Origin of the sequence: Streptococcus orisratti DSM 15617, from assembly GCF_000380105.1 — a bacterium.
GTDB lineage: Bacteria > Bacillota > Bacilli > Lactobacillales > Streptococcaceae > Streptococcus > Streptococcus orisratti.
This window is the reverse complement of the sequence record NZ_KB904449.1, coordinates 42,227-59,787: the sequence shown is the minus strand read 5'-3', so window position 1 is coordinate 59,787 and position 17,561 is coordinate 42,227. Positions and strand designations below refer to the sequence as shown.

Annotated in this window: 13 protein-coding genes; 10 read left to right on the top strand and 3 right to left on the bottom strand. The window is 38.9% G+C overall.

What is annotated here, in order from left to right; all coding sequences use genetic code 11:
* Positions 1–62: 62 nt before the first annotated feature.
* The 8 genes from tnpA (at position 63) to sufB (ending at position 8,129) form a co-directional block, all read left to right on the top strand.
* Complete coding sequence (gene tnpA / locus A3I7_RS0101230; RefSeq protein WP_018374968.1) at positions 63–536, top strand: IS200/IS605 family transposase; 474 nt, start codon at positions 63–65, stop codon at positions 534–536.
* A gap of 222 nt (positions 537–758) precedes the next feature.
* The gene (gene mecA / locus A3I7_RS0101225; protein ID WP_018374967.1) at positions 759–1,508 is read left to right on the top strand and encodes an adaptor protein MecA; all 750 of its coding nucleotides are present in this window, start codon (positions 759–761) and stop codon (positions 1,506–1,508) included.
* Position 1,509: 1 nt separating this feature from the next.
* Complete coding sequence (locus tag A3I7_RS0101220) at positions 1,510–2,670, top strand: glycosyltransferase family 4 protein (RefSeq protein ID WP_026217070.1); 1,161 nt, start codon at positions 1,510–1,512, stop codon at positions 2,668–2,670.
* A 107-nt stretch (positions 2,671–2,777) separates the two neighbouring features.
* Entirely contained in the window at positions 2,778–3,548 is a 771-nt protein-coding gene (sufC, locus tag A3I7_RS0101215) for a Fe-S cluster assembly ATPase SufC (RefSeq protein WP_018374965.1), read from the top strand.
* 36 nt (positions 3,549–3,584) lie between these two features.
* A complete protein-coding gene (gene sufD, locus A3I7_RS0101210) occupies positions 3,585–4,847 on the top strand; it encodes a Fe-S cluster assembly protein SufD (RefSeq protein WP_018374964.1) in 1,263 nt (420 codons plus the stop codon).
* Between the two features lies 1 nt (position 4,848).
* Positions 4,849–6,081 carry a cysteine desulfurase gene (locus A3I7_RS0101205; RefSeq protein WP_026217069.1) on the top strand — a complete coding sequence of 411 codons (1,233 nt, stop codon included), beginning with the start codon at positions 4,849–4,851 and terminating at the stop codon, positions 6,079–6,081.
* The gene (sufU, locus tag A3I7_RS0101200; RefSeq protein WP_018374962.1) at positions 6,068–6,508 is read left to right on the top strand and encodes a Fe-S cluster assembly sulfur transfer protein SufU; all 441 of its coding nucleotides are present in this window, start codon (positions 6,068–6,070) and stop codon (positions 6,506–6,508) included. Before A3I7_RS0101205 ends, sufU begins: the two co-directional genes overlap by 14 nt.
* Before the next feature lie 205 nt (positions 6,509–6,713).
* Complete coding sequence (sufB, locus tag A3I7_RS0101195; RefSeq protein WP_018374961.1) at positions 6,714–8,129, top strand: Fe-S cluster assembly protein SufB; 1,416 nt, start codon at positions 6,714–6,716, stop codon at positions 8,127–8,129.
* A gap of 435 nt (positions 8,130–8,564) precedes the next feature.
* Here sufB and A3I7_RS0101190 read toward each other — a convergent pair whose 3' ends face one another.
* The 3 genes from A3I7_RS0101190 to pbp3 (A3I7_RS0101180) all read right to left on the bottom strand — a co-directional run bounded on the left by A3I7_RS0101190 (position 8,565) and on the right by pbp3 (A3I7_RS0101180) (position 12,839).
* Positions 8,565–9,755 (bottom strand): D-alanyl-D-alanine carboxypeptidase family protein, encoded by a 1,191-nt coding sequence (locus A3I7_RS0101190; protein ID WP_018374960.1) that lies wholly within the window; start codon positions 9,753–9,755, stop codon positions 8,565–8,567.
* 80 nt (positions 9,756–9,835) lie between these two features.
* Positions 9,836–11,176, bottom strand: coding sequence for a D-alanyl-D-alanine carboxypeptidase PBP3 (gene pbp3 / locus A3I7_RS0101185; RefSeq protein WP_018374959.1), 1,341 nt, complete (start codon positions 11,174–11,176; stop codon positions 9,836–9,838).
* Between the two features lie 427 nt (positions 11,177–11,603).
* Positions 11,604–12,839, bottom strand: a complete 1,236-nt coding sequence (gene pbp3, locus A3I7_RS0101180) for a D-alanyl-D-alanine carboxypeptidase PBP3 (RefSeq protein WP_018374958.1) — start codon at positions 12,837–12,839, stop codon at positions 11,604–11,606.
* A gap of 235 nt (positions 12,840–13,074) precedes the next feature.
* On the opposite strand from pbp3 (A3I7_RS0101180), the gene A3I7_RS0101175 reads away from it, so the two are divergent.
* Both A3I7_RS0101175 and A3I7_RS0101170 read left to right on the top strand, forming a co-directional pair.
* Complete coding sequence (locus A3I7_RS0101175) at positions 13,075–15,039, top strand: peptide ABC transporter substrate-binding protein (RefSeq protein WP_018374957.1); 1,965 nt, start codon at positions 13,075–13,077, stop codon at positions 15,037–15,039.
* 486 nt (positions 15,040–15,525) lie between these two features.
* The gene (locus tag A3I7_RS0101170; RefSeq protein WP_018374956.1) at positions 15,526–17,502 is read left to right on the top strand and encodes a peptide ABC transporter substrate-binding protein; all 1,977 of its coding nucleotides are present in this window, start codon (positions 15,526–15,528) and stop codon (positions 17,500–17,502) included.
* The last annotated feature ends 59 nt before the right edge of the window (positions 17,503–17,561 follow it).

Genomic DNA, 17,561 nt, shown 5'->3' with positions numbered 1-17,561 from the left:
TAAAGTGTTATATTAGATAAGGTTTCCCGACCACTAACTAATATACAAAAGGAGGACCCCTGATGAGACAGGATAATAATAGTTTAGCATATACTACATGGAATTGTAAGTATCATATTGTTTTCGCCCCAAAATATAGACGTCAGATAATCTATGGGAAATACAAAGCAAGTATTGGTCAAATCTTACGGTTATTATGTGAAAGAAAAGGTGTTGAAATTCATGAAGCAGAAGCATGCCCAGATCACATTCACATGTTGGTGAGTATACCACCGAAGCTAAGTATTTCCTCATTTATGGGATATTTAAAGGGTAAAAGTAGCTTAATGATATTTGACCGACACGCTAATTTAAAGTATAAATATGGGAATCGCAAATTTTGGTGTCGAGGGTTTTATGTTGATACGGTTGGGCGAAATCAGAAGCGAATTGAAGAATATATTCGTAATCAATTACAAGAAGACGTGATAGCAGATCAGCTCAGTCTTTTCGAGGAATATGATCCGTTTACAGGTGAGAAGAATAAAAGAAAGTAGTCTTAAAGAGACCCGCTAGTCGGGTCAGCTAGCAAAGGTGGTGCTGAAGGGAAACCATTCGGTAGGCCTTTAGGCCTCGGCCGGTAGCAGAGGCTTTCAGCCGAAGAGCAAACCACCCGTTCTCACGGGTGGTTTTGATTCATTGCTTTAAAAAATTGAAAAAAAAGTACATTTCTTGTATAATGGAATGACTACGCGTGCGAGGTAAAGAGGTAAATAAATATGGAAATGAAACAAATTAGCGAAACAACGCTGAAGATTACGATTAGTATGGAAGACTTGGAAGAACATGGTATGGAGCTTAAAGATTTCTTGTTACCACAGGAGAAGACTGAGGAATTTTTCTATGCAGTAATGGATGAACTTGATCTCCCTGACAATTTTAAAAATAGCGGTATGTTGAGCTTTCGAGTTACACCACGCAAGGATCGCATTGATGTCTTTGTGACCAAGTCTGAACTGAATAAGGATTTGAATTTTGAAGATTTGTCTGAGTTTGGGGATGTTTCCAACATGTCTCCGGAAGATTTTTTCAAGACTTTAGAGCAATCTATGCGCTCCAAGGGTGACACTGAGGCGCATGAAAAGCTTGAAAAAATTGAAGAAATGGTGGAAGCGGCTATCAGTGAAACTCAGGCAGATGAACAGTTGTCTGAAGAAGAGGAAATCAACCCTACAGAGTATGTTCATTACGTCTTGGATTTTGCAAACTTGGAGGATGTTATCTCCTTTTCAAAGGCTATTGATTTTGAAGTAGAGGCTTCTGAACTTTATAAGCAAGCAGATCGTTACCATATGACTATTTTGCTTAGTTTGATTGACAAACCGAGTTATTATGCCAATGTGATGTACGCTCGTCTATTGGAGCACGCCGCTCCTGGAACGAAGACACGTGCCTATTTACAAGAACATGGTGTACAACTCCTACTAGAGAATGCTGTTGAAAATTTACGTTTAATTGAATTGGTGTGATATGAACTCATTTACGATTGAATACATAATGGTCTTAATCGGTGCATTTTTGATATCTCTTATCTTAACTCCACTTGTTCGATTTTTATCCTTTCGTATTGGAGCTGTTGATAATCCGAATGCGAGACGTATCAATAAGGTTCCTATGCCAAGCGCAGGTGGACTTGCTATTCTGATTTCTTTTTTGATTAGTACACTGTTTGCTATGCCATTTGTAACTGAAAAGAATGTCTTTGGACAGACCTACTTTGACTTCATTCTGCCGATTGTAGTAGGAGCGGTTATTATTGCTGTGACGGGACTAATTGATGACATTAAGGAGCTTTCTCCCAAGATAAAATTGATAGGGATAATTGCAGGAGCTCTGGTAATTTGGGCTTTTACCGATTTTCATTTTGACAGTTTTAAAATTCCTTTTGGAGGTCCTCTAATTCATTTTACACCTCTATTTACCTTTATTTTTACTATTTTATGGATTGTAGGAATTACTAATGCTGTCAATTTGATGGACGGGCTTGATGGTTTAGTGAGTGGTGTTGCTATTATTAGCCTTTTAACAATGGGAATTGTCTCACAGTTCTTTTTACCAAGCACTAATCAATTTTTGACCTTGACAATATTTGTTCTTATAGCCTCTATTGTGGGATTTTTCCCATATAATTATAATCCAGCCATTATCTATTTAGGAGATACTGGGGCACTTTTGATAGGCTTTTTAATTTCTGTTTTATCACTTCAAGGATTAAAAAATGCCACTGCTGTAGCAGTTGTGACACCCGTTATCATATTGGGAGTTCCTATTGTTGATACGTTTGTAGCCATTATTCGCAGAACCTTGTCGGGGAAGAAATTTTATGAACCTGACAAAATGCACCTGCATCACCGTCTGCTAGCCATGGGCTTTACCCATCGTGGAGCAGTTTTGGTTGTTTACGGAATTGCCATGCTCTTTTCTTTGACATCGCTTTTACTCAACCTCTCTAGCCGTATTGGTGGACTTCTGCTCATAGTCGGACTTTTATTTGGTATTGAAATTCTGATTGAAGGTATAGAAATTTTGGGAAAAGGACGGACACCGCTTTTTAACGTTCTAAAATTCATCGGAAATAGCGATTACCGTCAAGCTAGTCTCTTAAAATGGCAACAAAGAAAGAAAAAATGATAAACACGAAGAAAGCCATTCTAGGCTTTTTTTGTTATAATATTCTATAAAATAATATAATAGATTATCAGAGCAATGCTCTAGTCTGATAGATTAAGGAGTGGACTATGTCTGTACTTGAAATAAAAAACCTTCACGTTTCGATTGAGGATAAGGAAATTCTCAAAGGTGTTAATCTAACCCTTAAAACAGGTGAAATTGCAGCTATTATGGGACCAAATGGAACAGGGAAGTCAACCCTCTCAGCAGCTATCATGGGCAATCCAAACTACGAAGTTACAGAAGGTGAGATCCTTTTTGATGGAGAAAATATTTTGGAATTGGAAGTTGATGAGCGTGCACGTTTGGGACTTTTCTTAGCGATGCAATACCCATCAGAAATTCCGGGGATTACCAATGCCGAATTTATCCGTGCAGCTATGAATGCTGGCAAAGAGGATGATGACAAAATCTCAGTCATGGATTTCATCACAAAATTGGATGAAAAAATGGAACTTTTAGGTATGAAAGAAGAAATGGCAGAGCGCTACCTTAATGAAGGTTTCTCAGGTGGTGAGAAAAAACGTAATGAAATTCTTCAACTCCTCATGCTTGAACCTAAGTTTGCTCTTCTTGATGAAATTGACTCAGGTCTTGACATCGATGCCCTCAAAGTTGTTTCAAAAGGAGTTAACGCTATGCGCGGCGAAGGTTTTGGAGCTATGATTATCACTCACTACCAACGCCTCCTCAACTACATCACACCAGATGTGGTTCACATCATGATGGACGGTCGTGTGGTTCTTTCAGGTGGAGCTGAACTTGCTGCTCGCCTTGAAAAAGAAGGTTATGCCCAATTAGCCGAAGAACTCGGTCTTGAGTACAATGAAGAAGTCTGATTTGTCACTTCTAACAAATGAAAAGAGGTACAAAAGATGACAAAAGATACAATTATAGCTTTTTCACAAGCACATGCTGAACCAAGCTGGCTGCAAGAGCGCCGCTCAGCTGCCTTTGATAAAATTGATGATTTAGAGTTACCAAAAATCGAACGTGTCAAATTCCATCGTTGGAATTTAGGTGATGGTACGATTGCGGAGAGCGAGTATTTGGCAAATGTTCCAGACTTTACAGCATTAGGGGATAATCCTAAGCTGGTTCAAGTTGGTACACAAACCGTCTTTGAACAATTGCCAGCGGACCTAACGGCTAAGGGAGTTGTTTTCACAGATTTCTATTCTGCTTTGGAAGAAATTCCGGAGATAATGGAGAAGCACTTTGGGACAGCTCTTACCTTTGATGAGGATAAATTATCGGCTTATCACATGGCTTATTTCAATAGCGGAGCAGTTCTTTACGTTCCTGATAATGTCGAACTTGACCAGGCTATTGAAGGAATTTTTTATCAAGATAGCACAAGCGCTGTGCCATTTAACAAACACATCCTCATCATTGTAGGTCGAAATGCTAAGGTCAACTACTTGGAACGCTTTGAGACTATCGGTGATGGTAGTGAGAAAGCGACAGCCAACATTAGTGTGGAAGTTATCGCTCAGGCGGGCAGCCAAGTGAAATTCTCAGCCATTGATCGTCTTGGTGCTAATGTCACGACCTACATCAGTCGTCGTGGCCGTCATGGCAACGATGCAACTATCGATTGGGCATTGGGGGTTATGAACGAAGGTAATGTCATTGCAGACTTCGACTCTGACTTAATTGGTAATGGTAGCCATGCTAACCTCAAGGTTGTTGCGGCTTCATCTGGTCGTCAAGTACAAGGGGTTGATACACGCGTTACCAATTATGGTTGCAACTCTGTCGGTCATATTCTACAACACGGAGTTATTTTAGAGCGTGGCACCCTGACCTTCAACGGAATTGGTCATATTATCAAGGGAGCTAAGGGAGCAGATGCTCAGCAGGAAAGCCGTGTGCTGATGCTATCCGACCAAGCCCGCTCAGATGCCAATCCTATTCTTTTAATTGATGAAAATGATGTCACGGCAGGTCATGCGGCTTCGATTGGTCAAGTAGATCCAGAAGACATGTATTACCTGATGAGTCGTGGCTTGGATAAAGCAACAGCTGAACGCTTAGTGATTCGCGGTTTCCTAGGGACAGTTATTACTGAAATTCCAGTTAAGGAAGTTCGTGATGAAATGATTGAGGTACTCGATAACAAATTGGATGGACGATAAGATGACAGCTTTACTAGATAAAAAAATTCGTCAGGATTTCTCTATTCTTGAGCAGATTATTAATGATGAACCATTGGTTTATCTTGATAATGCAGCTACGACACAAAAACCTAAGCAAGTTTTAGAAGTCTTGAATAACTATTATGAAAAGGATAATGCTAATGTGCACCGTGGGGTGCACACTTTGGCAGAACGTGCGACGGCAGCTTATGAAGCTAGTCGTGAAAAGGCGCGTGCTTTTATCAATGCTAAATCAACCAAAGAGGTTCTCTTTACTCGAGGGACTACAACAGGACTTAATTGGGTAACTCATTTTGCAGATGAAGTGCTACAAGAAGATGATGAAGTTATTATCTCTATTATGGAGCATCACTCCAATGTTGTACCTTGGCAAGAGGTTTGTCGCAAAAACGGCGCACACTTAGTTTATGTCTACCTTAAAGATGGCGCTCTAGATATGACTGACTTGCGTAGCAAACTTTCAAGCAAAACAAAATTTGTAAGCATTGCCCACGTCTCTAACGTTTTAGGTTGTGTTAATCCAGTTAAGGAGATAGCAGAGCTAGCTCATGAGGTTGGAGCCTATATGGTTGTGGATGGTGCTCAATCAGCTCCTCATATGACTATTGATGTTCAAGAATTAGATTGTGATTTCTTTACTTTATCTGGTCACAAGATGCTTGGGCCAACAGGTATCGGTGTTCTTTATGGTAGGGAAGAAATTCTAAACCAAATGAGCCCGGTCGAATTTGGTGGGGAAATGATTGATTTTGTTCATGAACAGAAATCTACCTGGACTGACCTACCTTGGAAATTTGAGGCTGGAACGCCGAATATTGCAGGCGCAATTGCCCTTGGTGCTGCTATTGATTATTTAACAGAACTGGGAATGGACAAGGTTCAAGCTCACGAGCATGAATTGGTATCCTATGTTCTACCTAAACTACAAGCTATCGATGGGTTGACAGTTTATGGTCCTCAAGAAGTGAGTAAACACACTGGTGTTATTGCTTTTAATCTTGATGGGTTGCATCCACATGATGTAGCGACCGCCCTTGATTATGAAGGTGTAGCAGTGCGTGCGGGTCATCACTGTGCTCAACCTCTTATTAGTCATCTAGGAATTCATTCTGCTGCCCGCGCTAGCTTTTACATTTACAACACGAAAGAAGACTGCGACAAACTTGTCGAAGCCATTATCAAAACAAAGGAGTTTTTCAATGGCACTCTCTAGATTAGATAGTCTCTATATGGCAGTGGTTTCTGATCACTCAAAAAATCCTCACCATCATGGATTTTTAGAAGGGGTAGAACAAGTTCAGCTTAATAATCCAACGTGTGGTGATGTCATTAGTTTGTCAGTGAAGTTTGATGGCAATCTTATCTCGGATATTGCTTTTGCAGGAGATGGTTGTACGATTTCAACGGCCTCATCAAGCATGATGACGGATGCAGTAATTGGAAAAACAAAAGAAGAAGCTTTAGAATTAGCTGAAATTTTCTCAAAAATGGTTCAAGGAGAAAAAAGTCCTGAACAAAAAAGTCTTGGAGAAGCTAGCTTACTCGCAGGAGTGTCAAAATTTCCGCAGCGTATCAAATGTTCAACTTTGGCTTGGAATGCGCTGAAAAAGTCAATTGAACGCAGTGAGGAGACTTCTTAAGGAAAAGTTGTCTCTTCACTAATAAAGAACTAGGACAGTAAGCTGTCAGACAGCGTTAGATAGCTAGTACCGTTTACCACTCATTTGAGAATCAATTTCAGATATGTTGACTTGATATGATGAATTTCAAGTCTATCTGTATCACTGTCGTTTAGTTTTTGATAAAAAGTTATTGAACGTCAAGAAAAAATAGGAAAGGGCTGCTATGTCAGAAAACGAAAAAGTAGAACCGAAACCGATTGACCTCGGTGATTATAAATTTGGTTTCCATGATGATGTGAAACCTATCGCAAGTACAGGAAAGGGACCAACAGAAGCTGCAGTTCGTGAAATGTCACGAATAAAAGGTGAACCTGAATGGATGTTAGAGTTTCGATTGAAATCTCTAGAAACCTTCAACAAAATGCCTATGCAAACTTGGGGAGCAGACTTGTCCGATATTAATTTTGATGATATTATTTATTATCAAAAACCGACCGATAAACCTGCTCGCTCTTGGGATGATGTACCTGAAAAGATTAAAGATACCTTTGAAAAAATTGGTATTCCAGAAGCTGAACGTGCCTTTTTGGCGGGTGCTTCGGCTCAGTATGAATCTGAAGTGGTCTACCATAATATGAAAGAAGAGTATGATAAATTAGGTATTATCTTTACTGATACCGACTCTGCTCTCAAAGAATATCCTGAGCTTTTTAAAAAATACTTCGCCAAATTAGTACCTCCAACTGATAACAAGTTGGCTGCGTTAAACTCTGCTTTCTGGTCTGGTGGAACTTTTATTTATGTACCAAAAGGTGTAAAAGTAGATATTCCACTGCAAACTTACTTCCGTATCAATAATGAAGGCACAGGTCAGTTTGAGCGTACTCTTATTATCGTTGATGAAGGAGCGAGTGTTCACTATGTAGAAGGATGTACAGCTCCGACTTATTCCACTGCTAGCCTACATGCGGCCATTGTTGAAATTTTTGCCTTGGATGGGGCGTATATGCGCTATTCAACAATCCAAAACTGGTCGGACAATGTTTATAACTTGGTAACCAAACGTGCCAAGGCGATGAAAGACGCTACTGTCGAATGGATTGATGGTAATCTTGGTGCCAAGACAACCATGAAATACCCATCAGTTTACCTAGATGGTGAAGGAGCGCGTGGAACAATGCTGTCTATCGCATTTGCCAACAAAGGTCAACACCAAGATACAGGCGCTAAGATGATTCACAATGCACCACGCACCTCTTCATCTATTGTTTCCAAGTCAATTGCCAAGGGTGGTGGCAAAGTTGATTATCGTGGTCAGGTTACTTTTAATAAAGACTCAACTAAATCAGTCAGCCACATTGAATGTGATACTATCATCATGGACGACTTATCGGCCTCTGACACCATTCCATTCAATGAAATCCACAATTCGCAAGTAGCATTGGAGCATGAGGCTAAAGTTTCAAAAATCTCAGAAGAACAGCTTTACTACCTCATGAGTCGTGGGTTGTCTGAATCTGAAGCGACAGAAATGATTGTTATGGGATTTGTGGAGCCATTTACCAAAGAACTACCAATGGAATACGCCGTTGAGCTTAATCGTCTAATTAGCTACGAAATGGAAGGCTCTGTCGGCTAATATCGTTGAAAAATAGTTTTTCAGTTTAGTTTGTTCTTAGGTGCTATGCAGCTGTAAGCGGAGTTTTCCGTCTAACGAACTGCAAAAGCTAAACTGAATGCCTACACTAAAAAAGCTGCCTTTCTGCAAGCAAATTTAAGGGTAATACTTTAAATGAAGTACTTGTCTTAGAGGGGGGTCAAACTTACCTTGGTTTTCTTGCCTACTCTAAGACGTTTAAGTATAAATAAAATGAGTTGAAAAAACAACTCATTTTTGTTTTGAAGAAAATCAGAAGACTTTATGCTAAAACAAAGCTTATAAATGAATACACCTCATAGTGAGTTATCTTACTAGCTTGTCACAAAAGTAATGGTTTTTATTTCCGCATGTTCCAACGATTTGCAGGCAGTGCTGGATTATTGCATAAAGTTATAAAAGCTCAACTAAAAGATTCTATGATCGTGATTGTCTAAAGGTAATCAGCAGTAGGATAAATAGCAGAGCAATTAGGAAGCCGATAAGACCAATAAGTAAATGGCTATGCGGACTAATAAAAGTCTCAACAGTTTCAAAAAAAGTCTTCTTCTCAGTCTTTTTTACAGTCTTTGTGGTAGAGCGAGGAGCAACGGTTTCGACTTTACTATCTTCCTGTGACGATTTGTTTATTTCCTGAACATCAGCGAAACCTTTTTCTAACAGGGCATTAACAAAGGGGTGGCGATAGTATTCACCGTTTTGGTCAGACCAATCTCCAACTCCCATGACAACAGAAATCAAGCGAGTGTCTCCTCTTTTGGCTGTTACGATACTGTTAAAGGCTGCGCTTGGACTTGAACCAGTTTTTAGACCATCTACTCCTTCAAGAGGGTAGGCGCCCCCAGGAAGAGAATGGTTGTAAGAATGGAAAGTTTCTTCATAAGGAGTTCCTACCATAACGCTTACTTCAGATTGATTTGCAAAATTAACAATATTAGGATATTTTTGCATAAAATTGTAAATGAGAATACCTAGATCACGTGCAGTAGTTTTATTTGTTGCACTTAAATCATAGCGTTCAGGGTTATAGTAACCCTGGAAAGCTTCGGCAACAGCTCCGCTGGCATTGCTGAAATAGGTGTTAGTCATACCAAGTGATTTAGCGGTTTTGTTGATAGTATCAATAAAATCTGACGCGTTATTATTAGAAAGGTAGTTCGCAATCATGATTGTTGCTGCATTAGATGAAGGGACAATGGTCATGGTGATAAGATCACGGATAGGATAGGCAACGCCCGCTACGATATTATTGTTAGAAATTTCGTAGATTCGACTGATTGCTTGATCGGTTTCAGTGGCTGTAATTGTGGTATCAAGTGTGATTTTTCCTTTAGCCATCTCTTCAAAAAGCAGATAGAGAGTGAACATTTTGGACATGCTAGCGGGATCGCGAACCTCGTCAATGTTATCTCCCCAGAGAATATTGCCAGTGCTGCCATCAACTACAATTGAAGATTTTGGGCGGTTAATGTCAGAAACATCGTATCCTGCATCACGGGTAATCTGCATGATATCTTTAGTACTAGCGGCGCTGCTGTCTTCTGCGGCAACGACTGAAACAGTAGTAAAAGCCAAAAGGCAAGTCAAAATATATAATAGGATTTTCAAATTTAGTTCCTCAGACAGATTGTGTTGTATGATTATATCATAACAAAAAAATCAGTAAATGTCTTTACTGATTCCTAAAGCTAGAAAAATTTTTTAAGAAGGTTTTGAAAAAAGGCTTTAAGGTGACTTTGCCAACTCTGTGTGATTTTTTCAGACGAGTAAAGAGAGATGGAAGGTTCTTTAAAGAGATAACCATCACCAATTACATCTGGATCGTTAAAAATTAACCGGCCTATTTTTTGATTTTTAGAAATAGGGGAGGTCAGTTTATTATAAGCTAAGTCAAGTGTGATAGTTTCACTGACATCGCTCCCCTTTCGTCTAACGACAGTTAGGCTATCTTTGACATAAGGGGTCACTTTTTTGGTGCTTTCGTTACTGATTGCCAGTGAATGTAAATGTTGTCCAGAGCTATATAAATCGGTCAACTCAAAAGTTTGATAGAGATAATCTAGTAGTTTACTGGCTTCAGTAAAACGTGCATAGTCATCACTGTCAGCATTGTCTGCATGAAGAATAACAGCTATAATGCGCATGCCATTTTCTTTACTAGTAATAACCAAGGTTTGCCCCGCTAACTCTGTTGTTCCAGTTTTTAGACCATCAACCCCCTGACGCTCCAAAATTTGCCCTGCTAACATTTTATTAGAGGTAGCATAGCTTTCATCTCCCAACTCAACACTAGACTGACTGCTAATATCTAAAATCTCAGGGAAATCTTGGATGAGATGATAGGCAATGATGGCAACGCTTTTGGCGCTGAGCATGTTTTCATCATTTTCACCAGAATTAGGATAGATATTGCCGTTCAAGGCACTATTGTTTAAGCCACTTGAATTAACAATTTGATAATCTGTAATTCCCCATTCCTCAAGCTTAGCGCGCATCAGATCCACAAAGGCTGGTTCGCTACCGGCAACTTTTTCAGCTAGAGCAATGGCTGCGCTGTTAGCACTGACTACCATGCTGGCATTGACTAATTCACGGACAGTATAGACGCGGTTGGTCATTCCGGGATTGCTGATGGTTGGGTCTTCAACTAATCCATAAGCATAGTCAGACAAACTTACCTCGGTGTCCCAGCTTAATTTTCCTTCATGAATGTTTTCCAAAACCAAGTAAATAGTCAATATTTTACTGATGGAGGCAATATAATTTTTGCTGTCAGCATTTTTATCGTAGAGAACTTTCCCTGTGCTGGTCTCGACAGCAATGACATTTTGAGCAGCGATGTCAGGTTCCTCGGCAGCAACAGCAGAGGTGAAAAACAGGATTAAAAGAAAGCAAAGACTTAGGATGTATTTTTTCATAGCATTATTGTAACAAGTTACCCACGCTTGGTCAAAGGTTTGTCCAAGTAAGTTTGAAGATAGGAATAAGAAAGAAACGGGGGTTGGTCTAATCGTTTTTCTCTTTTTCACAAATGACTGTTATAGTCTTTTAGTTTGCTTTTAGTACAAGGCAACGAGCTGCAGGTTGCTAGAACAGCCTCTAGGCTGTTCTAGGTTGGAAATAAGACATGCGAAGCAAGTCACTTTCGTAAAGTACGGCAAAGTGAGTTCAAACAATCCAGTGGAGTTTTTGAAGTTGGAAATAAGAAAATGGAGTTTCCTCTTACGTCGAAGTAATAAAAGATAAACTAATTAACTATAGTTAGATTCTTTTGGTTTGTTTTTCATGTTTGTGGCTTCCAAGCTGAAGCGTGCATGTGTCATTTAGTAGCGAGAGCCAACTGAAATTTCAGGGGAAACTTTTTAGAAAGCTGAAGTTGCAGCCTGCTGGCTGCTTTTGTCTCAATTCTAAACTAATTTTTCGTTATTAGTTTAGAATTCAAAAAGTTCTTAAAGTTTAGAGGTTTTCGTTAACATAATTAACAAAGTGATTCCACCAAACGGTAAGGAAAAAGTCTCGGTTCACGCTAGTCTTTGTGATGAGTTCTATGCTTGGCTTTTGTTCTAAGTAGCCTTGACCAATCAAAGCAGGGTCTTCAAAACTAGCTGTTCCAACCGTTTGCCCTGCTGCGACAGGAGCAACAAGAGCCCTTGAGTTGAAATTGACTTTAAGTGAGAGTTTGGAAGAGGAAGATTTACTTTTTACCACCTTAAAATCATTTTTGGCAACGCTAGCTACTTGGTTTTCCTGACCATCAATGACCTTGACAGAGCTATTTTGGTAAGTTTTGCCTTTTTTTAGAACGGTTGAAAGTTTAAAATTAGTTTGAATGTAGTCAAGCAATCCATTTGCTGCATCAAAGCTAGCATAGCTGTTGCTCTCAGCACCAGAAGCTCCAAGAATAACTGTCAGCACCTTCATACCATTCTCAGTACTTGTCGTTATGAAAGAATCACCGGCAGTTTTTGAAGTTCCCAATAAAAGCCCATCTACACCGGAACGTTGATAAAGCAAGTCTTTGAGCATATAGTTGTCGTTGTACAAGGTATAGCCTTCAAAGTCTGTGCTTTGTGAACTTGTTATTTTCAAAACTTCTGGGAAATCTTTGACCAAATGATAACTAATGATAGCAAGATCGTAGGCGCTTAATTTATTTTTAGATTTTTTACTAGATCCCGGATAGATATTATCTCCAAGATAGCTATTTGGTAGTCCAGAAGCATTGATTAACTTAGCATCGGTAATTCCCCACTCTTGAAGTTGGGCCTGCATCATATCCACAAATTTACTTTCACTGCCTCCGATATGCTCAGCTAGGGCAATGGCAGGGCTATTTGCATTAGCGATTAGTGTTACCTTGACAAGTTCTTCAACAGTATATTTCCGAGCGTCCAGAGGCACGTTACTAATAGAGTAATCAGTCGTTAGTGCATAAGCGTAATCAGAAATATCAACAGAACTTTGCCAAGATAATCTACCGGCAGCAATTTCTTTGTAAACCATGTAAATGGTCAAAAGTTTATTTAAAGACGTTACGGACTGCAGAGAGTCGGCGTTTTTTTCATAAAGGATTTTTCCAGTAGTGAGTTCAACAGCTAGAGCATGATTAGCTGCAACATCAAATTCTTCAGCTTTAACCTTTGTACCTGCGAGGGTAAGGCAAACAATGAAGAGCGCAAAAAATTTTTTCATATGTATATCAGTATCCCAAAACCATTTTTCTTCATTATATCACAAGTCTTGTAAAAAAATAAATTAGCGAAATTTTCAGAAAACATAAACAATTCTTAAAAAGTATGATATAATAAAATACAAGCAATAGACCTTCGTTTGAATAAAAATGAAGAAATAGCCTATTGTGATGGATTGGACAATGAAATAATATGAATTTTTATTACCATCTGTTCTAATAAATAGGAGGAACTTTATGACATTGATGAGGAAAAAACTTCTTGTTTTGGGAGTTGCTAGTTTATCTCTTCTGGCTTTGACAGCTTGCGGTAGCAATAAGAATAGTTCAAGTGAGAAAGTGTATCAATACGTTTATGCAACCGATCCAGATTCGCTGGATTATATTGTCAATTTTAATGCGACAACTTCAGATCTCACTACAAATGGAGTTGACGGGTTATTAGAAAATGACCAATACGGAAACTTAGTCCCATCGCTAGCGAAAGATTGGACAGTTTCAAAAGATGGATTGACTTACACCTACAAACTCAGAAAAGGTGTCAAATGGTACACTTCTGAGGGAGAAGAGTATGCTGAAGTTACAGCCAATGATTTTGTGGCAGGTATTAAACATGCAGTGGAGGGGGAATCCTCAGCGCTTTATCTCATTCAAGATTCCATCAAGGGCTTGGACGATTATGTCAAAGGGAAAACGAAAGATTTTTCAACTGTTGGTGTCAAAGCCTTGGATGATTATACCGTTCAATATACACTAAATAATCCAGAAAGTTTTTGGAATTCTAAAACGACGGCACAGATTCTCTTTCCTGTAAACGAAGAATTTCTCGAATCCAAAGGGAAAAAATTTGGGACAACGGATCCTTCAAGTATCCTATATAATGGTGCCTACTTCTTGAAAAATCTAACTGCTAAGTCTGAAATTTCTTTTGAGAAGAACCCTAATTACTGGGATGCGAAAAATGTTCACATTGACCAAATCAAATTGATTTACAATGATGGTTCTGAAACTGAGTCCATCTACAAAAATTTTGATGACGGGGTGTATTCGGCTCTAAGTTTGAATCCTAATGATTCAAGTTACAAGTCAGCGGCTAAGAAGTATGATAAAAATATTGTTTTTGGACTTCAAGATAGCACTGTTTATTCGCTGCATTTTAATTTGAATCGTACGGCTAACCAATTTACCAAAAAAACATCAGACAGTCAGAAAAATGATACGAAAACAGCTATCTTGAATAAAGATTTCCGTCAAGCAATCGGCTTTGCTCTTAATCGTGAGGCTTTTAATGCTCAAAAGGTTGGAGAACAAGCCGCTAGTAAGTCGCTCCGTAATTTAGTAGTTCCTCCAACATTTGTTCAAATTGGCACCAAAGATTTTGGAACCGCGGTCAAAGAAGAACTTGACAATTATGGAGATGTTTGGAAAGATGTCAATCTTGAAGATGCACAAGATGGATTTTATAATCCAGAAAAAGCAAAAAAATCATTTGAAAAAGCTAAGGAAGTTCTTCAATCAGAAGGTGTTACCTTCCCGATTCACTTGGATATTTCTGTTGACCAAACTTATTCGGTGGGTGTCAATCAAGCAAACTCTCTCAAACAATCCCTAGAAGCTTCTCTTGGGAAAGACAATGTTGTGATTGATATCAATCAGTTGACTACTGATGATTATAACAACACGACCTATTTTGCAAATAATGCAGAGCAAAAGGATTGGGATTTAGCTATTGAGGGTTGGTCAGCAGACTATGATGATCCTTCTACTTTCCTTGATATTTATAGACCAACAGACGGCAGCTACATTCACTATGTTGGGTTAAATCCTGGTCAGAATGCAGATATTGTTCACCAAGTTGGATTGGATGTTTTTGAAGATTATCTGGATGAAGCCGTTAAGGAAACTAATGATCTGCAAAAACGTTATACAACATATGCAAAAGCACAAGCAGCCTTCACAGACAGTGCGGTTATGATTCCAATTTTTACACGTGGCGGAAGTCCAATTGTTACTAAACTCAAGCCTTACTCAAGTGCTTTCTCATGGACAGGGACAAAAGGGAACTCTAGTTTCAAATATAAGAAACTTCTTGATGAACCTGTCACCTCAAAAGAATTTAATAAAGCGCGGGAGAAATGGTTGAAAGAAAAAGCCAAATCAAATGCCAAATATGAAGAAGAACTAGCAGATCACCTAGAATAGTGATATCAACTTCGAGTTGGAGAGAAGAATTGACAAGCTAAAAAAGTTTGTTGACTCTTCTCTTCTTTTTTTGAAGTTCTCCAATGAAAAATCAAAAAAATAGTACACCAGTTTATCTTTGGAGAATGGTCGGTGAGCACGATGATCTTATGCCAAATGCTAGTTTGAAATGTAACCTAAAGAATGCAACCTGATTTTGAGGAGTAGCGTCTTTTTTCAACATAATTGTTAACAGAAGAAATTAAATTGGTTGTTTGTAGGAAAGCGCATTCGTAAAGAAAAAATTTATTTTAAAAATTTTTTTGCTCCATAAAAAGTCAGTAATTTCAAGCTTCAAAGCATTTTTTGAAAAGTTGCACACAATTTTCAGACAATTTTTTAGCTTTAATCGCTTTTTTTAAGAAAATTTTATGGTATAATAACACACATAAACGTACACGATGAATTGTACGAAAAATGAAAAAATTAGTTTTTAGAGGTACTTTTATGAAGAATAAAAGCAAATGGCTTTTTGCCGCAGGAGTAACATTGCTATCTGCATCTTTCCTTGCTGCATGTGGTAGCAAGAGTTCTGACAGCACTAGTTCATCATCAACTTACAACTACATATATCCATCTGAACCAGTCTCTCTTGATTACATCAAGATGAACCAAGCAGGGACAAGTGAAATCACTAATAACCTCATTGATGGTCTTTTGGAAAACGACCAATACGGTAACTTGATTCCATCGCTTGCCAAGGATTGGACAGTATCTAAGGATGGTTTGACCTACACTTACAAACTTCGCAAAGATGCTAAATGGTACACTGCTGATGGCGAAGAGTATGCTGATGTTACAGCACAGGACTTTGTTACTGGTCTAAAACATGCCGTTGATTCAGAATCAGAAGCTCTTTACGTTGTCCAAGGCTCTATCAAAGGTCTCCAAGACTATATTGATGGTAAGACTAAGGATTTCTCAACGGTAGGTGTTAAAGCAGTTGACGATCACACTGTTCAATATACACTTAACAAACCTGAAACCTACTGGAATTCTAAATTGACTTACAGTATTATGGCTCCAGTCAACGCTGAATTCTTGAAATCAAAAGGCAAAGACTTCGGTAAACAAACTGACCCATCTTCACTTCTTTACAATGGTCCATACCTCTTGAAATCAATCACTGCTAAGTCATCAATGGAATTTGAAAAGAATCCTAACTACTGGGATGCTGACAATGTCCATATTGACAACGTTAAATTGACTTATTATGATGGTTCTGACCCAGACTCACAATACAACAACTTTGACGAAGGTTCCTATGTAGCTGCACGCTTGTACCCAACAGCACCAAGCTATAAGACAGCTGTGAAGAAATACGGTGACGACATTGTTTACGGCCAACAAGATGGTTCAACTTACATGATTTATTTCAACATGAACCGTACTTTGCATAAAATCTCAGATAAGACTGATGCACAATTGTCAGACTCTAAGAAGGCTATGAACAACAAAGACTTCCGTCAAGCGGTAACCTTTGGCTTTGACCGTGCTTCATTCAATGCTCAAGGAAATGGTGAAGAAGCTAAGGATAAAGCTTTGCGTAATACCTTGGTTCCACCAGCATTTGTTCAAATTGATGGTAAAGACTTCGGTGATACGGTAGAGGCTGATCTGGCTTCATATGGTGATGAATGGAAAGACGTTGATCTTTCAGATGCACAAGATGGTCTTTACAACCCAGAAAAGGCAAAAACAGAATTTGCAAAAGCTAAGGAAGCACTTACGGCTGAAGGTGTAACCTTCCCAATTCAGTTGGACTTCCCAGTTTCACAAACAGACGAAATTTCTGTACAACGTGCACAATCGTTCAAACAGTCTGTTGAAAAGAGCCTTGGTTCTGATAACATTCAAATCAATATCAAACAAGTCACTGAAGATGAATGGTTAGCAGCAACCTACCAAGCTGAAACACCAGAGCAAAATGACTACGACTTGTCAATCTCAGGTTGGTCACCAGACTACTCTGACCCATCATCATACTTAGATATCTTCGGTACACAGAAAGGTGCTGCCACAACTTATCGTATAGGTGTCGCTGATACTGATACAGCTATGATTCAATCAGTAGGTTTGGATAAATACCAAGCAATGCTTGATGAAGCAAATGCGATTACAGACGATGTAAATGCACGTTACGAAGCTTATGCGAAAGCTCAAGCTTGGTTGACAGATAGCGCTGTTATGATTCCAACAATTTCGAAAGGTGCTGTACCAAGCCTTACTAGAATCGTTCCATTTACAAGAGCTAATTCTTATGTTGGGGTTAAAGGTGATTCTACTAGCTACAAATACATGAAGCTTCAAGACAAACCTGTTACGGCTAAAGAGTACGCTAAAGCTCTTAAGAAGTACCAAGCTGCAAAAGAAAAATCAAACGCTAAAGCTGCAAAAGAGCTTGCAGATCACGTTGAAAAATAATTAAAATGTTCCTGAAGAACTTTCTCCTTTCATTGGGAAAGTTCTTTTGAACTGTTAGG